The sequence below is a fragment of the Streptomyces sp. NPDC051563 genome (genome assembly GCF_044454225.1).
Classification (GTDB): Bacteria; Actinomycetota; Actinomycetes; order Streptomycetales; family Streptomycetaceae; genus Streptomyces.
In genome coordinates this window covers 251033-275551 of sequence record NZ_JBITDL010000006.1, presented here as the reverse complement: position 1 = coordinate 275551, position 24519 = coordinate 251033, and the positions used below count along the sequence as shown (strand labels likewise).

Here is a 24519-nt window from a genome sequence, read left to right as displayed (position 1 = left end):
GGCTGCCAAATCCTCCTGCTCCAGGGTTCAGGTGCGGCCGGCCACATCCAGCCTCGCCGGCGTTTGAGGCGCGGGGTCTGGGGCGGAGCCCCAGGGGCTTTCAGCCGTCCGGCGTTTGAGGACCTGGGTCTGGGGCGGAGCCCCAGGGGTCCGGGCGAAGCCCGGGAGGTGCCTTCCGGGGCGGGTCCGGCCGTCGGGGGCTCGGGGCGGAGATCCGCGGGGTCCGGGCGAGGCCCGGGAGGCCTGTGCGTCAGCCCGTCCGGCGTTTGAGGGCCGGGTTCGGGCAGCGCCCGGGGAACGGTGGAAGGGCGGGGCGGGGACTTCGCACCGCGCAGCGGGACGGGGCAGCCGGCCGGGGCCGGGCCTCAGGCGGAGAGCCAGTCCAGGACCTCGGGGACCGACGGGGTCTGCGCGACTCCCTCCGGGACCGGCGGGCGGCGGACGACGAGGACCGGGATGCCCGCCTCGCGGGCGGCCGTGAGTTTGGGGGCCGTGGCCGAGCCGCCGCTGTCCTTGGTGACCAGGAGGTCGATGCGGTGGCGGGCCAGCAGGGCCCGTTCGTCGGCGAGGGTGAACGGGCCCCGGGCCAGCAGGACTTCGAGGCGCGGCGGCACGGGACCCGCCGGGGGATCCACCGAACGCACCAGGAACCAGGGCTCGGTGAGGTGCGCGAAGCCGTGCAGTCCCATCCGGCCGGTGGTGAGGAAGGCGCGGGTGCCGAGGCCGGGGAGCAGGGCGGCCGCCTCCGCGAGGGAGTCCGTGAAGTGCCAGTCGTCCCCGGGGCCGGGGGTCCAGCCGGGACGCCGCAGGGCCAGCAGGGGGACACCCGAACGGGCCGCCGCCCCGGCCGCGTTGAAGCTCATCCGCTCCGCGAAGGGGTGAGTGGCGTCGACCAGGTGGGTGACCCCGTGGGCGGTGATCCACGCCGCCAGCCCGTCGGGGCCGCCGAAGCCGCCGATCCGGGTCTCGCCGGGCGGGAGCACCGGGGCGGTGACCCGGCCGGCCAGCGAGGTGGTCACCCGGGGGGAGCCCGGGGCGGCGGCCAGCGCCTCCGCGAGGCGGCGGGCCTCGGTGGTGCCGCCGAGGATCAGGACGTGCGGACCGGGGCGGGCCGGATCAGCAGACATGCCGGTCGCGCTCGGCGGAGTACAGGTGGCTGTCGCGGAACTGCTCGGCGCCCAGGGTGCGGCCCACCAGGATGACCGCCGTGCGGACCAGCCCGGCCTCCTTCACCTGCCCGGCGATGTCGGCCAGCGTCCCGCGCAGGATCAGCTCGTCGGGGCGGCTGGCCATCGCGACCACCGCCGCCGGGCACTCGGCCCCGTAGTGCGGGAGCAGTTCGTCCACGACCCGGTCCACGTAGCGGGTGGCCAGGTGGAGGACGAGGAGCGCTCCGCTGCGGCCCAGCGTGGCGAGGTCCTCGCCGGGCGGCATCGGGGTGGCCTGCTGGGAGATCCGGGTCAGGATCACGGTCTGGCCGACGGTGGGCACGGTCAGCTCCCGCTTCAGCGCGGCTGCCGCCGCGGCGAAGGCGGGTACGCCGGGGACGACCTCGTAGGGGATGCCGGCCGCGTCGAGCCGCCGCATCTGCTCCGCGACGGCGCTGAAGACGGAAGGGTCTCCGGAGTGGAGCCGGGCCACGTCCTGGCCGGCGGCGTGCGCGCGTACGCACTCGGCGACGATCTCGTCCAGGTTCAGCTGCGCGGTGTCGACGAGACGGGCGTCCGGCGGGCACTCGGCGAGCAGCTCGCGCGGGACCAGGCTGCCGGCGTACAGGCAGACGGGGGCTGCGGCCAGGGTCCGGGCGCCGCGCACCGTGATCAGGTCGGCGGCGCCGGGGCCCGCGCCGATGAAGTACACGGTCATATCGTCTGATCCACCATTTCGGGGTCGGGCAGGTCGGGCTGGGAGTGCGGGTGGTCCGGGCGGTCCCGGTGCGGCTTGGTGACCGACCACTGGGTGACGGCCATCGCCTGGCGCCAGCCCGTGAAACCGCCGACCGGAACGGCGTGCGCGACGGCCAGTTTGACCAGTTCGCCGCCGTGCCGGCGGTAGCGGTCGGTGAGGACCGCCTCCGATTCCAGGGTGACGGTGTTGACCACGAGCCGGCCGCCGGGGGCCAGGGCCTCCCAGGCCGCGTCGAGCAGGCCCGGCGCGGTCAGGCCGCCGCCGATGAACACCGCGTCGGGCGCGGGGAGTCCGGCGAGCGCGCCGGGAGCGGAGCCGGTGACCACGCGCAGGCCGGGTACGCCGAGCGCGGCCGCGTTACGGGTGATCCGCGCGGCCCGCTCGGTCACCCGCTCCACGGTCACCGCCCGGCAGGAGGGGTGCGTGCGCATCCACTCGATGCCGATGGAGCCGGAGCCGCCGCCGATGTCCCACAGGAGTTCGCCGGGGGCGGGGGCGAGGGCGCACAGGGTGGCGGCGCGGACGTGGCGCTTGGTGAGCTGGCCGTCGTGTTCGTAGGCAGCGTCCGGGAGGCCGGGGGTCGCGCCGAGCCGGGGGGTTTCGGCGCGGGGGTCGCGGCGGCAGTCGACGGCGATCACGTTGAGGGGGTCGCCGGGCGGGTGTTCCCAGCTCTGGGCGAGGCCCTCGTAGGTGTCCTCGTCCTCGGATCCGAGCTGCTCCAGGACGCGCATCCGGCTGGGGCCGAAGCCCCGCTCTCGAAGCAGAGCGGCGATCTCGTTTGCGGTCAGTGCTCCGGCGCTCAGCACCAGCACCCGCCGGCCCTCGTACAGCGCGGCCGCGAGCCGGGCCACCGGGCGGCCGACCACGGTGACCACCTCGGTGTCCTCCAGCGGCCAGCCGAGGCGGGCGCAGGCGTAGGACACGGAGGAGGGGTGCGGGACGACGTGCAGGGTGCCGGGTCCGAGCTCCTCGGACAGGGCGCGGCCGATCCCGTAGAACATGGGGTCGCCGCTGGCCAGCACCGCGATGCGGCGGCCCGCGTGCTCGGCCATCAGCTTCGGCACGGCCGGGCGCAGCGGGCTGGGCCACGCCACCCGGACGCCACCGCACTCCCCGGCCGGGAGCAGGTCCAACTGCCGGGGCCCGCCGATCAGCACCTCGGCCCCGGCCAGCGCGGCCCGGGCGGGGGCGGTCAGGCCGTCCCAGCCGTCGGCGCCGAGACCGATGACGGAGACGGGGGCGGGGGGCGGTGCGGAGCTCACTGGGTGGACCTCGGGGTACGGAAGCGGGTGAACCCGCAGCCTACTGCTCCGACCGGGGACGTCCGGCGGGCGGGCCCCGGGGGTCGTCCCCTACCCGCCCTTCGCCCGTTCCCCGGGCTGCGCCCGGACCCGTTGCCGGGGGCCGGCCCCCGGACCCCCGCTCCTCAAACGCCGGAGGGGCTGAGTTTGGCCGGTGTCCGGGGCTGAGCCCCGGGGAACGGGTGAAGGGTGGCAGGGCCCCGCCGCGGGCCGGGGGCGGGAGTAGGGTTCGGGAGCGGTGGGCCGCTGGGGCCGCCGGGACGGGGGGAGTGGTCATGGCGGGGTGGACGGCCGGCCGGATTCCGGATCAGAGCGGGCGCGCGGCCATCGTCACGGGAGGCAACAGCGGGATCGGCTACGCGGCGGCCAGGGAGCTCGCGCGCCGCGGTGCCTCCGTGGTGCTGGCCTGCCGGAGCGCGGCCCGGGGGCACGCCGCGGAGGTGGCGTTGCGCGGTGAAGTTCCGGGTGCCGACGTGGAGTTCATGGAGCTCGACCTCGCCGATCTGGCCTCCGTGCGGGAGTTCGCGGCCGCGTACGGGCGGCGCAGGGGGACCCTCGACCTCCTCGTGAACAACGCCGGTGTGATGGCGCTGCCGTACGGCCGGACCGCCGACGGCTTCGAGACGCAGTTCGGGGTCAACCACCTCGGGCACTTCGCCCTCACCGGACTCCTGCTGCCCCGGCTCCTCGACGCCCCTCCCGGCGCCCGGATCGTCACCCTCTCCAGCAGCTTCCACGCCCTCGGGGACGTGGCCCACGAGGACCTGAACAGCGAGCGGGACTACCGCCGTTGGATCGCCTACGGACGCTCCAAGAGCGCGAACCTGCTCTTCACCCACGAGCTCGCCCGCCGTCTGGCGGCCGCCGGGTCCGGGATCGTCGCGGCCGCGGCCCACCCCGGCTACGCCGCAACCAACCTGCACGTGGGGGCGACCCCGCAGGCGGGCACCACCCTCACCTCACGGTTCACCGCCGCCGCCATCACCCTCGGGAACGCGATCGGCAACACCATCATCGCCCAGTCCGCCGCCTCCGGCGCGCTGCCCACCCTGTACGCGGCCACCGCGCCCGGGGTCCGGTCCGACGAGTTCATCGGGCCGCGGCTCGGCTGGCGCGGTGCGCCCGCCCGCTCCCGGCGGGCGAAATGGACCCTGGACGACAAGTCCGGCGAACGGCTCTGGGGTGCCTCCGAAAAGCTCACCGGAGTCTCGTACGCATCCCTATCGCGCTGTATCCCCGGCGGCTAACTTGCTACTTGCCAGTCACTTCAGGCTGGGTTCGCGTCGCGTCACGCCGCATCCCCTGGGAGAGCCATGCGCAGATCCGCCCTGCCCGTGCCCCTGTTGTTCCCGATGCTCGTCGCCCTGGCCGCCGCCCTCGCCGCGGCCCTCGTCGCCGCCCTCCTCGCCGCCCCGACCGCGCGGGCCGCGGCCGCCGCGGACGGTACCGTCCGGGCGGAGCGGCGTACGCCGGTCGTCCTCGTCCACGGCTTCGGGGACACCGCGGCCTCCCTCGACGGGCTGGAGGACCATCTGCACGCCCAGGGGTGGCTCTCCAGCGACCTCGCCGAATTCGGCTACGACTGGGCCGCCACCAACGATGCCAACGCCGCCCGCTTCGGCGCCTTCCTCACCGAACGGTTCGGCAGCCGCCCCGTCGACGTGGTCGCCCACAGCATGGGCTCGCTGCTCACCCGCAAGTACCTGAAGGACGGCGGGAGTTCCCGGGTCCGGGCCTGGGTCTCGCTCGGCGGGCCCAACCACGGGGCGGGGGACGCGGCCCCCTGCGGCCCCTTCGCCACCTTCTGCGACATCCACGCGGCCTCGCTCGCCGACATGACCCCCGGCAGCCCCTTCCTGAACTCCCTCAACGCGGGCGACGAAACCCCGGGCACCACCCGCTACACCACCATCAGCTCCACCTGCGACCAGCAGATCCCGCCCGGCGACAGCCGCGCCCCGCGCTCCACCGAGCTGGCGGGAGCCGTCAACCACGTCCTGCCGGTGGGCGACAGCGGCTGCCCCTCGCACTACGGGCTGCTCGGCAACGACTGGGTGCGCCGGCAGATCGTCGCCGAGTTCTCCAAGGACCCGGTGAGCGAAGTGGAGCTGAAGACGGGGCCGTTCAGGATCACCGTCGACTCGGCCCGGTTCACCTCCACCGGCGAGAGCGGGCCCGAGCTGTACGACGGCCTCACCCTCACCACCGACGGGACCGCCCGCTCCCTCTGGCACCGCGACCGGTCCGGAGCCACCGCCTTCCCCGACCACGACCCGTGGTTCGGGCTCGACGACTCCGCCCGCAGCCAGGTCTTCAGCGGCCGGGCGACCGTCACCGCCTACCTCACCGACGCCGACTACACCGCCGGGAACAACGACGACGTGATGGCCGCCGGCCGCGTCCACTGGGATCCGGCGCTCGGCTTCGGCCGGTTCACCGCCCGGATGTCCGGTGTGGACGGCGGCGAAGCCTCCGTCACCTACACCGTCACCCCGGTGCTGGGCGTCCCCGCCTGCCGGGTCCGCGTGGACCAGGCGGAGCTGACCTACTTCGACGACGGCACGACCCGCCCCGCGCTCTACGGGGACATCGCGGTCCGGACCGGCGACGGTGCGCGCACCGCCGTGTGGTCGCGCTCCGGCTCCGACCCGTCGACCTTCCCCAACCGCGGCAACCGCACCGACCCGGACCCGTACTTCTACCAGCGCGTCGGCTCGGGGACCACGTACGGGCCCGGCCCGTTCGAGATCGGCGTCTTCCTCTGGGACTACGACGCCTCCTCGGCCGACGACCTGGTCGCCCGGGGCACCGTGGCCTGGGATCCGTACACCGACCAGCCGGGGACCCGTACGAGCGAGTTCCGCGGGGACGACGGCGGGCACGTGAAGGTCACCTGGACCGCCCTCTGCCCCTGATCCGGCGACGGTCCGGACGGGGGCCGGAGGGAGGCCGGACGGGGGCCGGACGGTGCTCCGGACGGGGGCGCGCCCCGGTATGAGCCCGTCCGCCCCCGACGAGCCTCCGGGCGCCCCGTCCGGGACCTGACCGGGCCGCCCCGTCCGCGCCCACACTCTGCGGCATGGACGACGACGCAACGGACAACCACCTACGTACCACCGGCCCGCACACCGAGAACCGTGCAGAAGACCGCCCCGGGGACCGCCCCGAAGACCGCCCCGAGGGCCACGCCGGGGACCATGCCGTGGTCCTCGGCGCGGGCCTGGCCGGGCTGCTGGCCGCGCGCGTGCTCGCGATGCGGTTCCCCCGGGTCACCGTGATCGAGCGGGACGAACTGTCGCAGGACGGGCCGGTTTTCAGGGCCGGCATACCCCAGTCCCGGCACACGCACGTCCTGTGGTCGCGGGGCGTGGAGCTGATCGAGCGGATGCTGCCGGGGATCACCGGCAAGCTGCTGGCCGCGGGGGCGGTCCTCCTCGACACCCCCCGCGATTTCCTCTGGCTGAGCCCCGCCGACTGGTTCGGGCCGGTTCAGGGGGCCAGGGTGCTCCTCGCGAGCCGGGAGCTGCTGGACTCGACGGTGCGCGGGGAGGTGCTGCGCAACCCCCGCGTGCGGATCCGGTCCGGTGCGACGGCCGCCGGACTCCTCGCCGGGCCGGACGGCCGCACGGTGACCGGTGTGCGACTGCGCGACGGCGAGCGGCTGGCCGCACGCCTCGTCGTCGATGCGACCGGCCGCACCTCGAAGGCGCCCGCCTGGCTCACCGAGATCGGCCATCCGGCGCCCGCGGTCACCCGCTACGACTCCCATCTCGGGTACACCAGCCGCTACTTCGAGATCCCGGAAGATCCGAACCGGAGCTGGCAGGGCGTGTACGTCCAGGGCCGGCCGGACCTTCCGCGCGGCGGGGTGCTGATGCCGCTGGAGGGGAACCGCTGGCTGGTGACCCTGGTCGGCAACGGCGAACACGCCCCGCCCGTGAAGGCGGAGGAGTTCCTGCCCTTCGCGCGGAGCCTGCGCAGCCCGGCGCTGTACGACGCCATCCGGGACGCGACCCCGCTGTCCGCGCCCACCGCCTTCCGGAACACGGCGAACGAATGGCGCCACTACGAGCGCCTGGAGCGCTGGCCGGACGGCTTCCTGGTCCTCGGCGACGCCGGCTGCCGCTTCAACCCCGTGTACGGGCACGGGATGACGGTCGCCGCGCTCGCCGCGGAGGCCCTGGCCAAGGAGATCCGCACCCTGGACCCGGAGCGGATCGCCGCGGCCTCGCGCCGGATCCAGCGCCGGACCAGCACGGTGGCCGCCGTGCCCTGGCAGATCGCCACCAGCGAGGACCTGCGGTACCCGGTGACGGAGGGGCCGCCGCCGGACCGGGCCACGCGGATCCTGCAGCGCTACATGTCCTGGGTGATGGCGGGGGCCAACGTCGACCGGACGATCGCCGCCCGCTTCTTCGGCGTACTGTCGCTGACCCGCCCGCCGGGCACCCTCCTGGACCCCGTCACGATGCTCCGCGTCCTGTCCAAGCGCCACCTCCCGGCCGACCCGGACACCACCGCCTACCCGCCGCACCACCGCGCGCCATCGGAGCGGGGGGCACGCCGCAGCGCCTAGTGCTGTGACCGGGCCGTCCAGTCCGCCTAGGATCGTCCCGTGATCGCCGAGATGCAGTGCGTGGTGCTGGACTGACGCGGACCTGGACGCGGCCCACACGGAGGTGCTGGCCTGCGGCGGCACCCTGCTGGACGGGGACCGGGCGGGCGAGGGCTGGCGGGTCTACGCCGATCCGGCCGGGCACCCGTTCTGTCTGGTGCGCCACTGACCGGCGGGCCCCTCCCAACCCCCCGCCCACCCCCGCCGCTCAGCTCCGGCAGGTCACTTCGACGGGGTGAGCTGCACCGTCGTCAGGGCCCCGCCCGCGGCCTCCTTCACCACCGTGAGCCGGGTCCCGGTGTCCGGGACCTTGACTCCGAGCTGTGGCAGCTGCGCGTTCCAGTACGTTCCGTGGCGGTCGTCGAAGACCGGTACGCCGCTGCGGGCCGGGATCACGGTCGGTGCGCCGGCCTTGTGCAGGACGATCCGGTCGCTCCTGCCGAGGGAGAAGGGGGCGTCGAAGGTCTGCGCACGCGCGTTGAGGAGCGTGCCGTCCGTGTGGGTGAGCGGCTCGGGGCGGGAGTCGACGGGCAGCAGCATGCCGCCGCCGGGATGCGCCTTGGTGGTGTTGTCGCTGTAGGCCGTGTCCCAGAGCCAGACCAGCACGCCCTGCTGGTAGGGGTAGAACTCCACCTTGTCGCCCGTGAAGCCGAAGTTGTACGGCCCCGTCCGCAGCAGGCCGCCGTAGCCGGTGTAGCGGCGGTTCTCCGCGAAGTACGCCCGCGGGTGCTGCTCGCTGCCCGTGCGGCCCTCCGTACGGGACCACTTGACCGCCGTCCAGCCGTTCGCGCCCTGCTCCGCCCCGTCGCGCAGTAGTACCCGGCCGTCCTCGCCGGCCGTGATGCGGATGTCGTCGAAGGTGACGCCCTTGCCGTGGGTGTTGCTGTCGGAGGTGACCCGCAGCCTCAACTGCACCTGCTTGCCGTCGAACTGGGTCAGCGGGATCGAGAGCTGCGTCCAGCCGGCCGATGTGCCGGAGATGCCCTTCGCCCCGATCGGCGCCGCGTCCACCGTGCCCGGCAGCGCCGTCCAGGCGGCTCCGCCGTCCGTGGAGGCCTCCACCGTCAGGTAGTCGAAGTCCTGCTCGATGTCGTACCAGACCCGGGCGTCCAGGCGGGCCGGTGTCCCGGCAGCGACCCCCGAGAGGTCCACGGTCCGCGCCAGGGTGTTGTCCATGAAGTCACCCGTACCGCTCCACCACTGGCTGCCGCCCTCGTACGGGTCGACCAGTTCGGTCGTGGTCACCGACGGCGGCAGGTGCACCAACAGGGCCTGCGGATCCTCGGTGTTGTAGCCGGACACCCCGAGCGTGGCCCGCGTGGTGCGGCCCGCATCGGCCTCGGTGTACTGGAGCCAGCCCAGCTGCAGCTTGCTCCAGGGGTCGAGGTCGCCCGGGAACTCGCCCGTGGAATTGCGGCCCTTGCCCAGGTAGGACGCCGAGGACATCAGGGACCAGAAGTTGACGCCGTTGTCCCCGTCCGAGCTGTACAGGTCGGGCAGGCCCAGATCGTGGCCGAACTCGTGCGCGAAGAGGCCCGCGCCGCTGTTCTCCCCGCCGGTCAGGTAGTCCCCGGCCCAGATGCCGGTGTCGCCGACGGGGGTGCCGCCCGCCTTGTTGCCCTCCGGGCCCGCGCTCCCGGCCTGGTTCCAGTAGGCGAACCAGCGGTGCGCCCACACGGCGTCCTTGCCCTGCGTACCGCCGCCCCAGGTGCCGTCCTTGCCCGCGTGGACGACGACGAGGTGGTCGAGGTAGCCGTCCGGCTCGTCGAAGTTGCCGTCGTGGTCGGCGTCGTAGCGGTCCCACACGTCGTACTCGGCGAGCTGCGCCTTGATCTGTTCGGCCGTACGGCCCTTCGCGCGCTCGGAGCGGTACCAGGAGTCCGTGGCGTCCCGGATCATGTCCCAGTTGGTCCGGCACTGGCCGGACTCGGAGCAGTTGTCGGTGCCGTAACGGGCTTCGTTCCAGGGCAGTTTGACCCAGTCGGTCACCATGCCGTCCATGTCGTACCGGCCGGAGGACTGGAGCCGGTAGTAGGCGCGCAGGGACGCCGACTGCGGGTCGGTGGAGAAGAACTGCTTCTGGTAGAAGGACCGGTCGAAGTCCTTGCGCCACAGGGTGTGGTTGTCGTCCGCGGCCGGCTTGCCGATCGTGTTGTGCGCCGGGCCGGGGGCGCCGCCGAAGCGCGGCTTGCCCTCGAACTCCGTGGTGTTGTCCACCTGGTCGCCGAACTCGGCCAGGATCACGAAGACCTTGTCCTGGCGTTCCCGGGCCAGTTCGACGTACCGCTTGCCGATCTTGGCCTGGCGCGGGAGCCTGCCGTCGGCCCCGGCGCGCAGGCCGCCGGGGCGGCCCGCGGCCACCTCTTCGAGGGCCTGGCGGCGAAGGGCCTGCCGCTGGAGTTCGAGGGGGGCGGGCGGCGGGGCGGCCCGATCGGTCTGCTGCTGCCCGGCGGGCGCCTGCGCCGGGGTCGGGGGTGCGGTGGCGGCGAGCGCGGGGGCGGCGAGGAGGGCGAGTGATATCGCCGCTCCCACCGCAGCGAGTCTGCGCAAGATGGCTGGCCTTTCTGGGAGTTCCGGTCGGTCGGGTTGGCCGGAGCGGGAGTAATATTTCACATGTGACAGGTGATTGATAGGTGTGGGAGAGGGCGACGGGAGCGGGCAGCGGGAGGGCAACGGGAGTGGAGCGGGAGGGCGGCCGGGACCTGCTCCCCGGCCCTCCGAACTCGACGTTCCGCGGGCCCCGTTCACCGCGCGGCGCTATCGTGCCCAGCGGGGGCGACGGTGCGAGGGGGCGGAACCGCGATGCGATTTCTGTTTGTGCACGGCACGGGGGTGCGGCGCGAGCGCCACGACATGCTCTTCGCCCTGGTCCGGGACCGGCTGACCGCCCGGTTCCCCGGGGCCGTAGTCGACTCCTGCTTCTGGGGAGAGCGGTTCGGGGCCACCCTGAGCGCCCAGGGGCGCTCGGTGCCCGGACTGGGCGCCGACGGCGCGGCCCCCGGCGCGGACGAGGAGGAGATCGCCGAGTGGGGGCTGCTGGTAGCCGACCCGCTCTGCGAGCTGCGGGTCCTGGCGGAAGCGGGCTGGGAGTCCGGAAGCGACGGCCGCCCCGACGGCGATCCCGGCGGTCCCGGTGCTCCAGGCGATCCCTACGATCCCGACGGTGACGGCTTCGCCATGCCCGGCGTGCAGTCCGCGGGAGACCGCGTGCTGGACCTGCTCGCCGCGGTCTCCGGGGTCCCCGACGGCGGCGAACAGGCCGCACTGCTCCGCGGCACCGGCCTCGCCGCCGGATTCCCCGCCGCCCTGGAGACCGTCTCCCGCTCCGCCGAGGCCGCCCGCGCCGGGGCCCGGGCCACCGGCGAGGCGCAGGCCCGGGAGCTGGCCAAGGCCCTGGCCCGCGCGGTGACCGCCGCCGCGCTCGCCTCGGCCGGAGCCGAGGCCGACTGCACCGGAACCGAGCGCGACCGCCTGGTCGAGCTGATCACCGTCCGGCTCGGTGGCGACGCCCGGGTCCCCGGCGCCCGCGCCGCCGCGGTGCTCGGCCGGCTCGCGATGCGCGTCACCACCCAGCCGCTCCTCAACGCCTGGCGCGGCTCCCTCACCGTGGGGGCCACCCCCGCCCTCGGCGACATCCTGCGCTACCAGGCCCGGGGCGCCGACCTCCGCGCGTTCCTGCACGATCGGATCACCGCCGAGCCCGGCCCCACCGTCCTCATCGGCCACAGCCTCGGCGGCATAGCCCTGGTGGACCTCCTCGCCCTCGCGGCCGCCCGCGGCGAGCCGGTGCCCGGGGTCGAACTGCTCGTCACCGTCGGCTCCCAGGCCCCCTTCCTCCACGAGCTCGGCGCGCTGGCCGGGATCGTCCCGGGCACCAAGCTCCCGTACGCCTTTCCGCGCTGGCTCAACGTCTACGACCGCCAGGACGTGCTCTCCTACCTCGCCGAGCCCGTCTTCCCCGGCGACCCGCGCGTCAGCGACCAGGAGATCGGCAGCCGCCAGCCCTTCCCGGCCTGCCACAGCGCCTACTGGAAACAGGACTCCCTCTACGCACGCATCGAACGGGCGGTGGCCGAAGCGGAGATCGGGTGAATCCCCTCGGCCTCCTGCCCGCCGAACTGGGGCCGCGCACCTTCGCGCTCGTCGCCGGGGTGGAGAGGTACGAGATCAGCCGCCACTGGAACCTGCGCGGCCCGGCCCGCGACGCCCTGCGCTTCGCCCGCTGGCTGACCGGACCGGGAGGGGTGCCGCCCGGCCACGTAAGACTGTTGCTGTCCCCGCTCGACGACCCCGACTCCCTCGACTGGTCGGCCTCCGCCGGTCTGGAAGCCCTGCGCGGCACCCACCGCCCGGCGACGGAGGCCAACACGAAGACGGTGCTCTTCCACGAACTCCCCGCATGCGACGGAGACTTGCTCGTGATCTTCTGGGCGGGACACGGCTACACGGAACCGCTCCGCGGTGACCTGATGCTGCCCTCCGCGGACGCCCGGGCCGGCCAGATCCTCCACCTCAACCTCGACTCCGCGCTGCGCTGGTGGCGCACCAGCCTGGTCCGGCGCGAGATCTTCCGCCACCAGGCCGCCCTGGTGGACGCCTGCCGGGTCGACGCACCCCGCGAGGCCCGGTGGAACTTCGGGGCCAACGACTACGGCGGCGGCACCACCGTCCCGGGGCGGCGCCAGTTCCGGCTGTACGCCTCCCGCGAGGGCGAGGCCGCGAAGAACGACGCCGAACGCGGCGCCGGCCGCTTCACCGAGGAACTCCTCGCCGAACTCGGCGAACGCCCGGTGCGCGAGGCCGTCTCCGGTCTCGCCGGCACCGCCCGCTCCATCCACCGGACCTTCCTGGGCCTGCGCGAACGCGGCGAGGGCTGGCAGCTCCCGCAGTTCATCGTGGACCGCAACTGGGACGCCTCCTCCTTCCTCGACGACGAGGTCCCCGGGCTGGCGCCGCCGACCGCGGGCCGCCTCGACCAGAGCGCCTGGGACGGGCTCGGCGAGCTCTTCCAGGACCGCGACCTGCCGCGCTGCGCCCACGAGGCGTACCTGTGGGCGTTCAAGGCGGCCGGCTGCGCGGCCCCCGCCCGGGGCGGCCTGCCCGGCGACAGCCTCCTGGAGGTCGCCCAGGACCTCGACGAACGCCATGGCGGGCCGGCCGGGATGCCGCTCGCGGTGCCCTTCGTACGATTCCTCGGGGAACAGGGCGCGGCGGGCGACGAGCGGTGGGCCGCCCGGGCGCGCGACTGGGTGCGCGCCACCCGCGAACGCCTCGGCCTGCCCGCGCTGCCGCCCCCGCCCCCGCCCGCGCGCAGGACGGCCCTGCACGTGCGCCTGGAGACGCCGCCGGGCGGCGAGGGCGGGTTCCTCGCCCGGATGTGGCTGCGCCGGGAGGCGACCGAGCACGTCTGGGAATCGGAGGGCGAGCCGGTCCGGCTGGACGCGGTACGGGACGCACTCGTACGGCAATTGGCTCTCACGGCGCAGGCGCTGGGTGCCGAGGCGCAGGCCGGTCGGCCGTCCGGTGCGGTGGAGCGGATCGAGTTCCACGTGCCGTACGAGCTGCTCGACCTGGACTTCGACCAGTGGCCGGTTCCGCGTGGCCCGGGCGGGCGGAACCGGCCCCTCGGGGCGCTCTACCAGGTGGTGGTGCGCTGCCCGCAGGAACGCGAGGACAGCGGCGCCGAATGGCGCGGCAAATGGCGCTGGCTGTGGGCCCAGGGCGGTCGGCACCCGGAGGCCGTCCGCGTGGTGGCCGACGCGGACGCGGACGACGGGCTCGGCATGGAGCTGGGCGCGGGACCGGCGCCCGCGTGCGTACTGGCCCAGACCCGGGCCGGGGCGCGGACCTCCGCGGTGGTGGAGGCGGTCCTGGAGGGCGGTGTCCCGGTGGCCCTCTGGCACCGCGGCCCCGCTCCGGCGGGCACCGACCGGGCCGGAGCGGCCCAGGTGCCGTCGCAGACGGCTCCGGGCGGCCCCGCGTACGCCGGGGGTGCCGGTCCGGGCGGCTCCGCGGGCGACCTGCTCGATCTGCTGATCCCGGCCGGTGAGGACGGGCGGCCGCCCGACCCCGGCGCGCTCGACGTGCTCGCGCTGCCCGCCCGCGTGCGCGCGGTGCGCCGGGCGGCGGCCGTCGCGGGCGCGGGCGCCCCCGGAGGCGATCGCCGACAGCCGCCGGGGGGAGACCGGTTGGTCCTCTTGTGGGACGATCCCGACGACACCCTCACCCTCCGGTCCCTGGCGTGAACCCGATCCCGATCCCGATTCAGATCCCGAACCCGAACCCGATCCGGATCCCGTTCCCGCTCCCGACTTCGCATCCGCACCGATCCCGATGAACGCGCGCGCGGCGACGGCCCGCGACACCGACGATGGAGGCAGAGGCTGTGGTGAAGGACTGGTGGCTGTACCAAGGCACCGGCGAGGCCGCCGAGCGCCGGGCCAGGCTGGAGGCGGGACCGCCACCGCCCTGGCGCGATTTCAAGGGGGTCCCCGATCCGGGGTACGCGCCCCCCGGCTGCGCGGGGCCGGCCTGGGAGCGCACCTGGCGGCGCGGCGAGGGCTACGTCCCCGACGAGCTGGAGAAGGACGTGGTCAACACGGCCCTGCACCTGCGCCGGCCGCTGCTGATCACCGGAAAACCGGGAGTCGGCAAGTCCACGCTCGCCTCCAGCATCGCCGCCGACCTGGGCCTCGGACCGGTACTGCACTGGCCGGTCACCAGCCGCACCGTCCTGCGCGACGGCCTCTACCTCTACGACGCCATCGGACGGCTCCAGGAGGCCGGGCTGGAGCAGATGCGGACGCCCGGAGCCGAGCCGCCCGCGGTCCGCGCCCAGGCCGCCGCCTCCGTCACGGCCACCGGCTCGGCCGCCGCATCGGTCGCCGCCCCCGCCCACGGCGCCTCCGGGGGCGGCCCGTCCATCGCCCGCTACCTGCGCCTCGGTCCCCTCGGCACGGCCCTGCTGCCCCAGGACCGCCCCCGCGTCCTGCTCGTGGACGAGATCGACAAGAGCGACATCGACCTCCCCGGAGACCTCCTCACCGTCTTCGAGGACGGCGGCTTCGTCATCCCCGAGCTCGCCCGGCTCGCCAAGGAGGCCCCCACCGTCGCCATCGGCACCGACGACGACACGGATGAGGCCGTCCGGATCACCCAAGGCCGCGTCCAGTGCCGGTACTTCCCCATCGTCGTCCTCACCAGCAACGGCGAACGCGATTTCCCGCCCGCCTTCCTGCGCCGCTGCGTCCGCCTCCACCTGGACCCGCCGGACCCCGACAAACTCGCCCGCATCGTCCGCGGACGGCTCGGCGTCGACATCGAGAACAGCGACGAGTACCGCGATCTGGTCCAGAGCTTCCTGGAGCGCGCCGAGGACGGCGACCTCGCCACCGACCAGCTCCTCAACGCCATCCAACTGCGCCTGGCCGGCGCCTGGTCCGCCCCCGGAGACCGCCAGCGCTTCCTCGACACCGTCATGCACCACCTCACCGGGCCCTCCGCGTGATCGAGAAGCTCCTCGCCGCCCTGGCCGAAGGCGCCGAGGACAACGGCCCGCGCCCCGGGCTCGGAGCGGAGGAGATCGCCGACATCCTGTGGCTCGCCACCCGGGTGGACGCCGCCGCCCCCCGGCCTGATCCCCCCGGGACGCCCCCGGCCGCCGAACCCGGACCGGCGCCGGACGACACCGGGCCACCCGCCAAGGCGCGCGGCGGTGCAGTCGAACCGGGAGTCCAGTACTTCCCCGCGGCCACCCCCGCCCCCGGCCCCGCCCCCAAGGGCCCCGCCGAGCCCGCCGCAGGCCGGGCCGGTGGAGGCGCCTCCACCGGCGCGCCCGCGCCGGCCGCACGCCGGGGCACCGCGGTGCGGCTGCCGCGCGCCGCCACCCTCGACGACCCGCTCGCCCTGATGCGCGCCCTGCGCCCGATCGGCCGCCGCAGCATCGGCGGGCCGGGGGAGGAGCTGGACGAGCAGCTCACCGTCGAGCGCAGCATCGAGCGGATGGTGCTCACCCCGGTCCTGCGGCCCGCCGAGAGCCGCTGGCTGGACGTGGCCCTGGTCGTCGACTCCCACCACTCGATGCTGCTCTGGTCCGACCTGGTGGACGAGGTGCGCGGACTCCTCACCCGCAGCGGGGTCTTCCGCGACGTACGGACCTGGCGGCTCACCGGCACCGGCCCCGGCGGCGTGCCCACGATCGCGCACCACCGCGACAGCCCGCCCCGCAACCCCCGGGAACTGGTCGACCCGGCGGGACGCCGACTGATCCTGGTGCTCTCCGACACGGTGGCCGGCGGCTGGCGCGAAGCCCCGCTGCGCGGCGTGCTCCGGCAGTGGTCGGCGCACAACGCGGTGGCCGTACTGAACGTCCTGCCCGAGCGGCTCTGGACGCGCGGGGCGGTCCGGCCGGTCCCCTTCGCCGTCCGAGCGGACCGGCCCGCGGCGGCCACCCGCTCCTGGCAGCGGGTCCCGATGACCCGGCGGGCCCGCGGCGGCGGGGCGGTGATCCCGGTCGTCGGCATCGCCTCCGGGAGCCTGGCCCGGCTGGTGCGCGTGGTGTCCGGCGACGGCCGCTGGCGCCGCCTCGCCTGTCTGCGCCTCGATGCGGAACCCGCGCGCGGAGCCTCGTACGCGACCCCACCGGAGAGCCCGGCGCTCCTCCGGGACCCGCTGGAGGCGGTGGAGCGCTTCCGCGCGAGCGCCTCGCCGACCGCCCAGCGCCTCGCCGACCACCTGGCCGCCGTACCGCTCACCCTGCCCGTGATGACCCTCGTACGGCGCTCCCTGCTGCGGGAGTCCGAACACGGCCACCTCGCGGAAGTCGCCCTGGGCGGGCTGCTCGCTCCCTGGGACGGCGAACAGCCCGCCGAAGCGGTCCAGTTCGAGTTCCTGCCGGGCGTACGCGAAGCCCTCCTCGGGTCCCAGCTGCGCGGCGACGTGGCCGCCGTACGGGAGCTGGTGCGGCGGCGCGTCTGGGAGTACATGTCCCACACGCGCGGCACCGGCCGCGACTTCACCGCGATCCGCCGCGGAACCAGGAGCGCGGGACGCCGCGAACTGGCCCCGGACGCCATGCCGTTCGCCATCGCCACCGGGCCGGTGTCGGGGCTGGCCGACCGGGTGGTCCGGGTCCGCTTCGAGACGCAGGGGGAACCGCAGGCGGTGGGACTGCTCCTGTCGCCCCGACTGGTCCTGACGGTCGGCGAGTCGGCGCAGAACCAGCGGACGAGCGCCACCGCATGGGTCCGGGCCGGGGAGCAGGAGTTCCTCTGTCAGCAGGCATGGGGAGACGGAGCGGCGCCCCAAGTGCTCCTGCTCGCCTCCGGGGTGGACCTGGTGGACCCCGCGGACTGGACGGAGCCGGCCTGGGCGGAGGGGTTCGCGGCCCCGGGGGACAACCTCGTCGTGGACGGCTCGACCGACCAGGGCGAGGCGGTGCCCCTGACCGGCGAGGTCCTCCCGTACGAGGGGGAACGCAACGGGGAACTCGTCCGGCTCTCCGCCGAACCGGAGGCCTGGAGCCACTACGCGGGCTCGCCGGTCTCCTACGACGGACTGGTGGTGGGCATCGTGCACAGCGTGCTGCCGGACCGGATGGTGTTCCTGACGGGACAGGCGCTGCGGGAACAGCCCGGATTCCGCGAGGTCGTGGCGGCGCACGCGCAGGCCGGCAACGAGCGGTCCGGTATCTGCATGGCACTGCGGCTCCACGTCGCAGTGGGCCCGGTGGGCCGGTCGGCGGAGGAGGAGCTGATCACGCTGCTCTCCCGGATCCGTGCGGGTTCGGGCGGCGCCGGGCTCATCGTCCGCGGCGAGGACGGGGTCCTGATGGTTCCGCTGGCCGACCCGGGCGCCCTCGGCCGGGCCGGGCTCACCCTGGCCGCACTCCCGGAGGCCCTGGCACGGCTGCGCGGCGGCTCCGGGGAATGGGAGACCGTCCTGTTCGCCGCCCTGACCGCCGGGGAGTTCACGCTGGACCAGCAGGGGGTGCGGGGTCCCGCGGCGGACGAAGCCCTGGCCCTGGTCCACCGGAGCGACCTCGTGGAGCGGCAGAGCGGCTTCGGCACGGCGGGGACCGTCCTCGTCGTCAACGGTGATTCGCTGCGCCGTATCGGCGGGCTGGCAGCCCTGACGGCGGAGTCCGACCGTCCCGCCGCGGTGGCGCGGGCGCTGGCCGATGCCGAGTTGAGCATCGACGAGCCGGGAATCGGCTGGCCGCGGTGCGGACATCAGGGCGCGGCAGAGGTACCGGGCGGGTGCATCGGCATCCGGCTGCCGGGGAGCGGACGCTGCCTCCTGCACGCGAGCGTTGCAGAGCGGACCGGCTACCTCGATGCCCTGCGTCCGGGAGCCGATGTGGACCTGCGGGGAACCACCTTCGCCGACGATCTGCTCGATCGGCTCCTGCTCGCCCTGCGGGAGCCTCCGACGGGCCGTGTGCGGCTGGGGTCGGCCGCGTTCGACCGGGCGAGGTTCGCCACCGACTGGGGCACGTACGGTGCGGAGTTCGAGGGCCCGGCCGTCTTCGACCGGGCCGCCTTCGAGGGCCGGGCGGACTTCTCCGCGTCCCGGTTCCTGGACCGGGTCTCCTTCGGCCGGACGGTGTTCCGGCGCGACTGCGGGTTCGGCGCGGGAGTCTTCGACGGCGAAGCCCGCTTCGCCGCAGCGGATTTCGGCGGCACGGTGGATTTCACCGATGCCGTGTTCGGGGGAGGCATGGACCTGGCCCGGGCCGAACTGTGGGGCAGGGCGCAGGTGGACCGGATGCGGGTGCTGGGCGACGCGCGGTTCGAGCGGACGCTCTTCCATGCCCGTACCGACTGGAGGCTGAGCAGCTTCGCGGGGCCCGCCTCCTTCGCCGACGCAGTATGGGCATCGACCGTCCAGTTCGACGAGGTCCGCTTCATGGAGCGGGCCTCCTTCGACCGGGCCGTCTTCGCGGACCGGGCATCCTTCGCGTCCACGGGGTTCGCCGACCGGGTGACGTTCGCCGATGCGGACTTCGCGGGGCGGGCCTCCTTCTCGGACGTGACGTTCGTGCATCCCGGAGCACTCCCCGAGGCGTGGCTGCCCTACGTGCCGCCGTCGGGTCCCGCCACGTTCACCGTGGGAGGCCCCGACGGAGCAGGAAGAACAGGCTAGGGCCGAAATTGAGGGCGGCCAGGGGGCTCTGGACGCGTTGCTCGACCGCCAGCAGGCGGTCCTCGCCCAGGCTGCGCTTGAGGCGGCCGCTGCGCATGTTGGACACCGAGAGCTTGTCCTCGACCTGCAGGCCGGATTGCGCGAACTGCTCCACGACGGTGTCCGGATGGTGGTTGACGAAGGGGATGCCGCCCTCGGCCGCCTTCTCGGCGGAGCGGATGTCCACGGGGTCCCGCGGGATGCCGCGCAGCCGCTTGGCGTAGCGCAGCTTGTTCAGCATGTGCGCGGAGTTGGCCACCTCGATCAGGGCGCGGCCGCCGGGCTTCAGGACGCGCGCGATCTCGCGCAGCGTGGGGCCGGGGTCGGGAAGGTGGTGCATGACGCGGATCATGGAGACGAGATCGGCCGATCCGGTGTCCAGCGGCAGGTGGCCGGGGCGCATCTGGTGCGCCGTGATCCCGGGATGGTCGGCCAGCAGCCGCCCGGCGATCGCCACGTGCTTGGTGCTCGGGTCGCACATCATGACCCGGTCCGCGTACTCCTTGAGGACCGGGCTCAACCGCCCGAACCCGCCGCCGACTTCGCAGACCAGCTCGTAACGGCGGCCGCCGATCAGCCGTTTGACGGCGGCTATCTCCGCCGCGTGTTCGTAGTCGCGCCCCTGCCAGTAGGCGACGTAGTCCTCCGACTCGTCGTCGTACTGGTCGCCCCGTGCCGCTTCGCCGTCATTCATGTGCGCCCCCCGATGTGCGTGTGGGGCGCATCATCTCGGCGGAGCGAGGGAGGAGGCAACGGCTCCGGTGTGCGGATGCTGCGCGGATTCCCGGGCGCGGGGCCGACGGCCCCGCGCCCGGACCGGATCAGGCCGTGGGCGGTACCCGTCCCGGGCGGCCCGCGCCGCGGGTCAGGCGGTAGCCGCCGATGCCCGCGAGGCCCGCGAGCAGGCCGCCGGCCGCCGTCCAGAGCCAGCGGTCCGACCACCAGGTGCCCGACCAGCCGTCGGCCGGAGCGACGGTGGACGCCGTGCCCGCGCCGGGGACGAGCGGCACGGCCAGGGCGTTGTCGGCCGCGTAGGCGCCGCCCACGTCCTCGGCCTCCGCCCGCAGGCGGGCCCGTACGGGCTGGCCGAGGTCCTCCGGAGCGAGGTCGGTGACCGTGAGCCGGATGTAATAGGCGCCCGGCAGCGGGTCGTTGGCCCACTGGTCGGCGCCCGAGCGGACCGGGCGCAGGGTGCAGGACAGGTCGAGGGTCGCCGCGTCCTTGGCGGCCGTGCCGGTCTGCGTGCCGTACGTGCAGGGCTGGCGGCGGCGCAGACCGTCGTACACGTCGAGCTGCCACGTGGAGGCCGAGTGCCGGCCCGCCGCGGCGGGCAGGGTGACCGAGGCCCGGACGGTGGCGCGCTGCCCCGAGTCCAGCGGGAGCACCCAGTAGAGGTAGTCGCCGGTGGAGGCGTCGGCCGTGGCCCCCTGCCCCAACTGGAGCGGCGTGGCGGTACGGAAGGCGGTGCCGGCCTCGGTCGGAGCCTGCCCGCCGCCGCTCGGGCTCGGCGACGGCGAGGCCGCCACCACGAGCAGGCCGCCGCCCACGAGCAGGGCGGCGGTCAGTGCGCGCCGCACGGGCCGCACGGGCCGCATGGGGCGCACGCGCAGGCCGGGCAGGCCGGGCAGGCCGGTGGCCGGGGCATCGTCGGGTTCACGTCTCAGGGCACTCATCAGTTGGTCCTCCAGACCGCGATACGCCAGCGGGAGACCCAGCCCCACACCAGCCCGGCGAGCAGGCCGGTCAGTGCCAGTACGCCGATCAGCCACCAGCCGCGTCCCAGACCGAAGGAGGCCACGTCGGAGGCCTCGTCCGGACCGTCCACCACGTCGATGGTCAGCTCGACCGGCATGCCCGGGGTGGTCTTGACCGTGGCGGGTGCCGAGAAGGAGTTGCTGACCTGGAGGCACACGGTCTCGGCCGGCTCCTCGTCGTCCGCGCTCCCGGCCTTCGGATAGCGCAGCCCGGACGAGATCAGGTCGGTCCGTCCGTCACCGGCTTCCTGACCGCGCACGATCTCCCGGCCGCTGAGCGTCGTGGCGCGCAGCAGCACGCCGTAGTCGTTGTTCACGGCGCGGTCGGCCCCGATGCTGACCGAAGCCCGCAGTTCCCGGCCCGGAGCCACGGAGACCCGGTACCAGCGGTGCTCCCCGAAGCTCTCGCGGTCGCTGTAGAGACCGGGCTTCAACTCCGGTGCTCCCGTGCACTGCTTGGCACCCTCGGTGGCCACCGGATTGACCACCGGAGTCGCCGCACGGCCGACCAACTGCCGAACCCTGCCCGACAGTTCGGCCGTGTGCTGGACGGAGGTGTACGTGCCTCCGGTGGCCTCGGCGATGCAGATCAGCTGGTCGCGGGTCTTGGCGTCGGGCACGAGCCCGAGGGTGTCGATGACCAGGTGGATCCCCTGGGCCGCGATGTCCCGCGCCACTTCGCAGGGATCGAGCGGGGCGCAGGTGTCCTCGCCGTCGGTGATGAGCACGATCCGCCGGGTGGCGTCGCCGCCCTTCAGGTCCTCGGCCGCTCCCAGCAGCGCGGGCCCGATGGGCGTCCACCCGGTGGGGGCCAGCGTGGCGACCGCCGTCTTGGCCTCGGTCCGGTCCAGGGGGCCGACCGGGTAGAGCTGCTTGGTGTCCTTGCAGCCGAGGTTCTTGTCGGGGCCGGGATAGTTGGCGCCCAAAGTCCGTATGCCGAGCCGCACTTCCTCGGGCACCGCGTCCAGTACCTCGTTGAAGGCCTGTTTCGCGGCGGACATCCGCGTCTGCCCGTCGATGTCCTGCGCGCGCATCGAGCCGCTGACGTCGAGCACCAACTCGACCTTGGGCGCTTCCTTGGCCACCGGTTCACCGGCGGCGGCACCTGCCGGGAACAACCCGGCAGCGAGGGTGACGAACAGGCCGCACGCACTGGCCCTCACCCATCTTCTAGTGATCATCGCCGGATCGTATTGAGATTCCCCGCACCCGCCAAACCGAGCACCCGTTCCCCGTCCCCAGGTCCCGGCGGACGGGAGTTCGACGACACCTCCCTAGAGCGGGGTGGGTTCCACGGAGGACCAGCCCTTGGCGGTCGGGGTGAAGACGATCCCGCCCGCCACCAGGAACCCGAACGGGTCGTCTGACCCGGTGCGGACGCCGCCCGGGACGGTGAAACGGGCGGTCTGCTTGCGGGAAGCCAGGTCGATGACCACCCCTGAGGTCCGGCACCGTACGTACGCCAGCCCGTCGGTCACCACCACCGCGTTCGAGGCCTCCGGGCGGTCCGGGTCCGTGCACTCCTGCGCCAGCGGAATCCGCCACACGGCCCCGCCGGACTCCTGGTTGAGCTCCATGAACCCCGGCTCACCGCCCGCCGCCGTCGCCATCAGGTACACCTTGTCCCCGGCCACGGCCGGTCCGGACAGGGTGGTGCCGGCGTACGGGAGGTCCGCGCTCCGCCGCCGCGCCGGCTCGCCGCGCAGCACCCCGGCTCCGTTCTCCTTGTTGCACAGGAAGACGGTCGCCTCGCTGTCGTCCCGGCCCAGCGTCAGTCCGCGCGTCTCGCAGGTCCCGGGCATCATGAAGCGGGTGCCGTCCGCGGGAGTTCCGAACGGGAGCTTCTTGCCCGTGGCCCCGTCGAGGGCGGTCACGAAGGTCTCGAACCCCATGTCGGGCTTCTGCGACCGGCCTTGTACGTACACCCGGTCCCCGTCGACGCGCAGCGCCGGGAAGCCGTCGTCCGATCCGGGCACCTCCTGCTGCCACAGGACCTTCCCGTACCGGGTCTCCAGCGCGGTGACCGTGCCGGACGCGGAGACGGCGAACACCCGGCTGCCGGCCGCGTCCATGACCGGCCGCCGCAGCTTCTCCTTGGTGGGGAACTCCCAACGCGGGGTCCCCTCGACGAGGTCCAGCGCGGTGAACCCCCTGCTGTCGAGGGTGATCACGGTGTGGGTTCCGGCGACCGCTCCGGGGGCCACCAGCGGGGCCTGCCCGTCCGTGGCGCCCTCCAGCAACTGCCCCCACAGCAGTTCGCCGGTGGCCGCGTCGAACCGGCTGAGCCCGTCGCCGGGCAGGTCCTTGCTCGGGCGGGGCGAGGTGCACACCAGCGAGGACTCCGCGTACACGCAGGACCCCATGTCCTTGCCGCCGTTCCAGGCCCGCCACCCGGCGGGGCGCCGGTCGGGCGCATCGGCGTAGGCGCGGCCGCCGCCCGGGCTGCCGCCCTCGGTGGCCACGTACGGGGCGAGGCTCCCGAGGGGCGCCGGCCGGATGGGCGCACCCGTGGCGGAGCCGGGGGTCCCGGAAGGTCCGGCGGAGGACGCGGGGCCCTTCGCGTCGTCCCGCGCACCGCCGTCCAGCGGGGAGAACCACAGGTAGCCCCCGCCGCCGGCCAGCAGCGCGGCCGCCAGCGCCCCGGCGAGGAGGGCCCGCCTGCGGGGCCGGCGCACCGGCCGGGGCCGTACGGGCGCCACGTCCGCGGCGGGTCCGGTCGGCGGGCCGGAGTGCCGGGTGAGCGGGCCGCCGGCGTCCTCGGCCGGGTCGCCGGCGTCCTCGGCCGGGTCGTCGGCCGCTCCCGCGGCGCCGTCCTCCCCGCGCAGCGGGCTCTCCCAGTCCGCCGGCGGGACCTGCGCCAGGACGGCCAGCAGCTCGTCCGGGCCCGGCCGGGCGGCCGCCTCCTTGGCCAGGCAGGCCCCGACCACGGCCCGTAGCGAATCGGTCAGACCCCCGATGTCCGGAGCCTCCGACACCACGCGGTAGGCCGTCATGTAGTGCGATTCCGCGTCGAAGGGGCCCCGCCCGGTCGCGGCGAACGCCAGCACCGAACCCAGCGAGAACACGTCCGAGGACGGCCGCACCCGGGCCGGAGACGACAGCTGCTCCGGCGACATGTACGGCGGGGTCCCCAGGATCTGCCCGGTCGAGGTCAGCGTCTGCTGTCCCGCCGCCCGCGAGATGCCGAAGTCGATCACCCGCGGCCCGTCGTCCGTCAGCATGACGTTGTCCGGCTTCAGATCGCGGTGGATCACCCCGGTGGTGTGCAGTTCGCGCAGCGCCTCCACCAGTCCCAGGGCCAGCACGCGCAGCGCGCTCCCGCGCAGCGGCCCGTCGGCCTTCACCCGGGCGCCCAGGGTCCACCCCGGCACCAGCTGCGTGGCCATCCAGGGACGTTCCGCGTCCGGGTCGGCGTCCACCACCGCGGCGGTGAAGGCCCCGCTCACCCGGCGGGCGGCCGCCACCTCCTGCCGGAACCGGGTCCGGAACTCCGGGTCGTCGGCGAACTGCTGGTGCACCAGCTTCACCGCGACGAGCCGCCCCGAAGCGGCCCGCCCCGAGTACACCGTGCCCATCCCGCCCGAACCGAGCCGGGCGATCAGGACGTACCCGCCGATCGCCCGCGGATCCCCGTCCCGCAGTGTCATGTCCCGTCCCACCCCACCGAGTACGTCCGTCGGCGGCACCCTATCCCGGACCTGATCCCGGACCTGCGCACTCGTACGGTGCGGAGGCTCCCCGGGCGGTGACGGTCCGCCCC

Annotated in this window: 15 protein-coding genes and 1 pseudogene; 8 read left to right on the top strand and 8 right to left on the bottom strand. The window is 74.5% G+C overall.

What is annotated here, in order from left to right; translation table 11 throughout:
- Positions 1 to 365: 365 nt before the first annotated feature.
- From ACIA8F_RS10425 to cbiE, 3 genes are read right to left on the bottom strand one after another with little or no spacing between them, the layout of a single operon-like run.
- Positions 366 to 1127 (bottom strand): cobalt-precorrin-6A reductase, encoded by a 762-nt coding sequence (locus tag ACIA8F_RS10425; protein WP_399377864.1) that lies wholly within the window; start codon positions 1125 to 1127, stop codon positions 366 to 368.
- Entirely contained in the window at positions 1117 to 1866 is a 750-nt protein-coding gene (gene cobM / locus ACIA8F_RS10420; RefSeq protein ID WP_399377862.1) for a precorrin-4 C(11)-methyltransferase, read from the bottom strand. The genes ACIA8F_RS10425 and cobM overlap by 11 nt, the downstream gene beginning before the upstream one ends.
- Complete coding sequence (gene cbiE, locus ACIA8F_RS10415; protein WP_399377860.1) at positions 1863 to 3170, bottom strand: precorrin-6y C5,15-methyltransferase (decarboxylating) subunit CbiE; 1308 nt, start codon at positions 3168 to 3170, stop codon at positions 1863 to 1865. The genes cobM and cbiE overlap by 4 nt, the downstream gene beginning before the upstream one ends.
- Before the next feature lie 314 nt (positions 3171 to 3484).
- On the opposite strand from cbiE, the gene ACIA8F_RS10410 reads away from it, so the two are divergent.
- From ACIA8F_RS10410 to ACIA8F_RS10395, 4 genes and pseudogenes are all read left to right on the top strand, one after another.
- The gene (locus tag ACIA8F_RS10410; protein WP_399377859.1) at positions 3485 to 4456 is read left to right on the top strand and encodes an oxidoreductase; all 972 of its coding nucleotides are present in this window, start codon (positions 3485 to 3487) and stop codon (positions 4454 to 4456) included.
- A gap of 66 nt (positions 4457 to 4522) precedes the next feature.
- Complete coding sequence (locus tag ACIA8F_RS10405) at positions 4523 to 6124, top strand: esterase/lipase family protein (RefSeq protein ID WP_399377857.1); 1602 nt, start codon at positions 4523 to 4525, stop codon at positions 6122 to 6124.
- A 164-nt stretch (positions 6125 to 6288) separates the two neighbouring features.
- Positions 6289 to 7785: an NAD(P)/FAD-dependent oxidoreductase gene (locus ACIA8F_RS10400; protein WP_399377856.1), complete on the top strand. Its 1497-nt coding sequence runs from the start codon at positions 6289 to 6291 to the stop codon at positions 7783 to 7785.
- A 79-nt stretch (positions 7786 to 7864) separates the two neighbouring features.
- Positions 7865 to 7993: pseudogene (locus tag ACIA8F_RS10395) on the top strand (VOC family protein); the annotation flags it as partial.
- A 53-nt stretch (positions 7994 to 8046) separates the two neighbouring features.
- Here ACIA8F_RS10395 and ACIA8F_RS10390 read toward each other — a convergent pair.
- A complete protein-coding gene (locus tag ACIA8F_RS10390) occupies positions 8047 to 10374 on the bottom strand; it encodes an immune inhibitor A domain-containing protein (RefSeq protein WP_399377855.1) in 2328 nt (775 codons plus the stop codon).
- 252 nt (positions 10375 to 10626) lie between these two features.
- On the opposite strand from ACIA8F_RS10390, the gene ACIA8F_RS10385 reads away from it, so the two are divergent.
- The 4 genes from ACIA8F_RS10385 (at position 10627) to ACIA8F_RS10370 (ending at position 18966) form a co-directional block, all read left to right on the top strand.
- Positions 10627 to 11916 (top strand): hypothetical protein, encoded by a 1290-nt coding sequence (locus ACIA8F_RS10385; protein WP_399377854.1) that lies wholly within the window; start codon positions 10627 to 10629, stop codon positions 11914 to 11916.
- Positions 11913 to 14069: a hypothetical protein gene (locus tag ACIA8F_RS10380; protein ID WP_399377853.1), complete on the top strand. Its 2157-nt coding sequence runs from the start codon at positions 11913 to 11915 to the stop codon at positions 14067 to 14069. The genes ACIA8F_RS10385 and ACIA8F_RS10380 overlap by 4 nt, the downstream gene beginning before the upstream one ends.
- Positions 14070 to 14194: 125 nt before the next feature.
- Entirely contained in the window at positions 14195 to 15331 is a 1137-nt protein-coding gene (locus ACIA8F_RS10375) for an AAA family ATPase (protein WP_399377852.1), read from the top strand.
- Positions 15328 to 18966, top strand: a complete 3639-nt coding sequence (locus ACIA8F_RS10370) for an SAV_2336 N-terminal domain-related protein (protein ID WP_399377851.1) — start codon at positions 15328 to 15330, stop codon at positions 18964 to 18966. The genes ACIA8F_RS10375 and ACIA8F_RS10370 overlap by 4 nt, the downstream gene beginning before the upstream one ends.
- Here the strand turns inward: ACIA8F_RS10370 and ACIA8F_RS10365 are convergent.
- From ACIA8F_RS10365 to ACIA8F_RS10350, 4 genes are all read right to left on the bottom strand, one after another.
- Positions 18926 to 19699, bottom strand: coding sequence for a class I SAM-dependent methyltransferase (locus ACIA8F_RS10365; RefSeq protein ID WP_399377850.1), 774 nt, complete (start codon positions 19697 to 19699; stop codon positions 18926 to 18928). The genes ACIA8F_RS10370 and ACIA8F_RS10365 overlap by 41 nt on opposite strands.
- A 127-nt stretch (positions 19700 to 19826) precedes the next feature.
- Positions 19827 to 20600: a hypothetical protein gene (locus ACIA8F_RS10360; protein WP_399377874.1), complete on the bottom strand. Its 774-nt coding sequence runs from the start codon at positions 20598 to 20600 to the stop codon at positions 19827 to 19829.
- A 77-nt stretch (positions 20601 to 20677) separates the two neighbouring features.
- On the bottom strand, positions 20678 to 21940 hold the full coding sequence (locus ACIA8F_RS10355) for a VWA domain-containing protein (RefSeq protein WP_399377849.1): 1263 nt from the start codon (positions 21938 to 21940) through the stop codon (positions 20678 to 20680).
- Between the two features lie 93 nt (positions 21941 to 22033).
- Entirely contained in the window at positions 22034 to 24406 is a 2373-nt protein-coding gene (locus ACIA8F_RS10350; protein WP_399377848.1) for a PQQ-binding-like beta-propeller repeat protein, read from the bottom strand.
- Positions 24407 to 24519 lie beyond the last annotated feature (113 nt).

What these genes read in the sequence shown, in the direction of transcription:
- ACIA8F_RS10385 (WP_399377854.1), top strand. Translation starts at nt 10,627, where the DNA reads ATGCGATTTCTGTTTGTGCACGGCACGGGGGTGCGGCGCGAGCGCCAC.
- ACIA8F_RS10405 (WP_399377857.1), top strand. Translation starts at nt 4,523, where the DNA reads ATGCGCAGATCCGCCCTGCCCGTGCCCCTGTTGTTCCCGATGCTCGTC.
- ACIA8F_RS10350 (WP_399377848.1), bottom strand. Translation starts at nt 24,406, where the DNA reads ATGACACTGCGGGACGGGGATCCGCGGGCGATCGGCGGGTACGTCCTG.
- ACIA8F_RS10375 (WP_399377852.1), top strand. Translation starts at nt 14,195, where the DNA reads ATGGAGGCAGAGGCTGTGGTGAAGGACTGGTGGCTGTACCAAGGCACC.
- ACIA8F_RS10355 (WP_399377849.1), bottom strand. Translation starts at nt 21,940, where the DNA reads ATGATCACTAGAAGATGGGTGAGGGCCAGTGCGTGCGGCCTGTTCGTC.
- ACIA8F_RS10425 (WP_399377864.1), bottom strand. Translation starts at nt 1,127, where the DNA reads ATGTCTGCTGATCCGGCCCGCCCCGGTCCGCACGTCCTGATCCTCGGC.
- cobM (WP_399377862.1), bottom strand. Translation starts at nt 1,866, where the DNA reads ATGACCGTGTACTTCATCGGCGCGGGCCCCGGCGCCGCCGACCTGATC.
- ACIA8F_RS10410 (WP_399377859.1), top strand. Translation starts at nt 3,485, where the DNA reads ATGGCGGGGTGGACGGCCGGCCGGATTCCGGATCAGAGCGGGCGCGCG.
- ACIA8F_RS10365 (WP_399377850.1), bottom strand. Translation starts at nt 19,699, where the DNA reads ATGAATGACGGCGAAGCGGCACGGGGCGACCAGTACGACGACGAGTCG.
- ACIA8F_RS10360 (WP_399377874.1), bottom strand. Translation starts at nt 20,600, where the DNA reads ATGCGGCCCGTGCGGCCCGTGCGGCGCGCACTGACCGCCGCCCTGCTC.
- ACIA8F_RS10400 (WP_399377856.1), top strand. Translation starts at nt 6,289, where the DNA reads ATGGACGACGACGCAACGGACAACCACCTACGTACCACCGGCCCGCAC.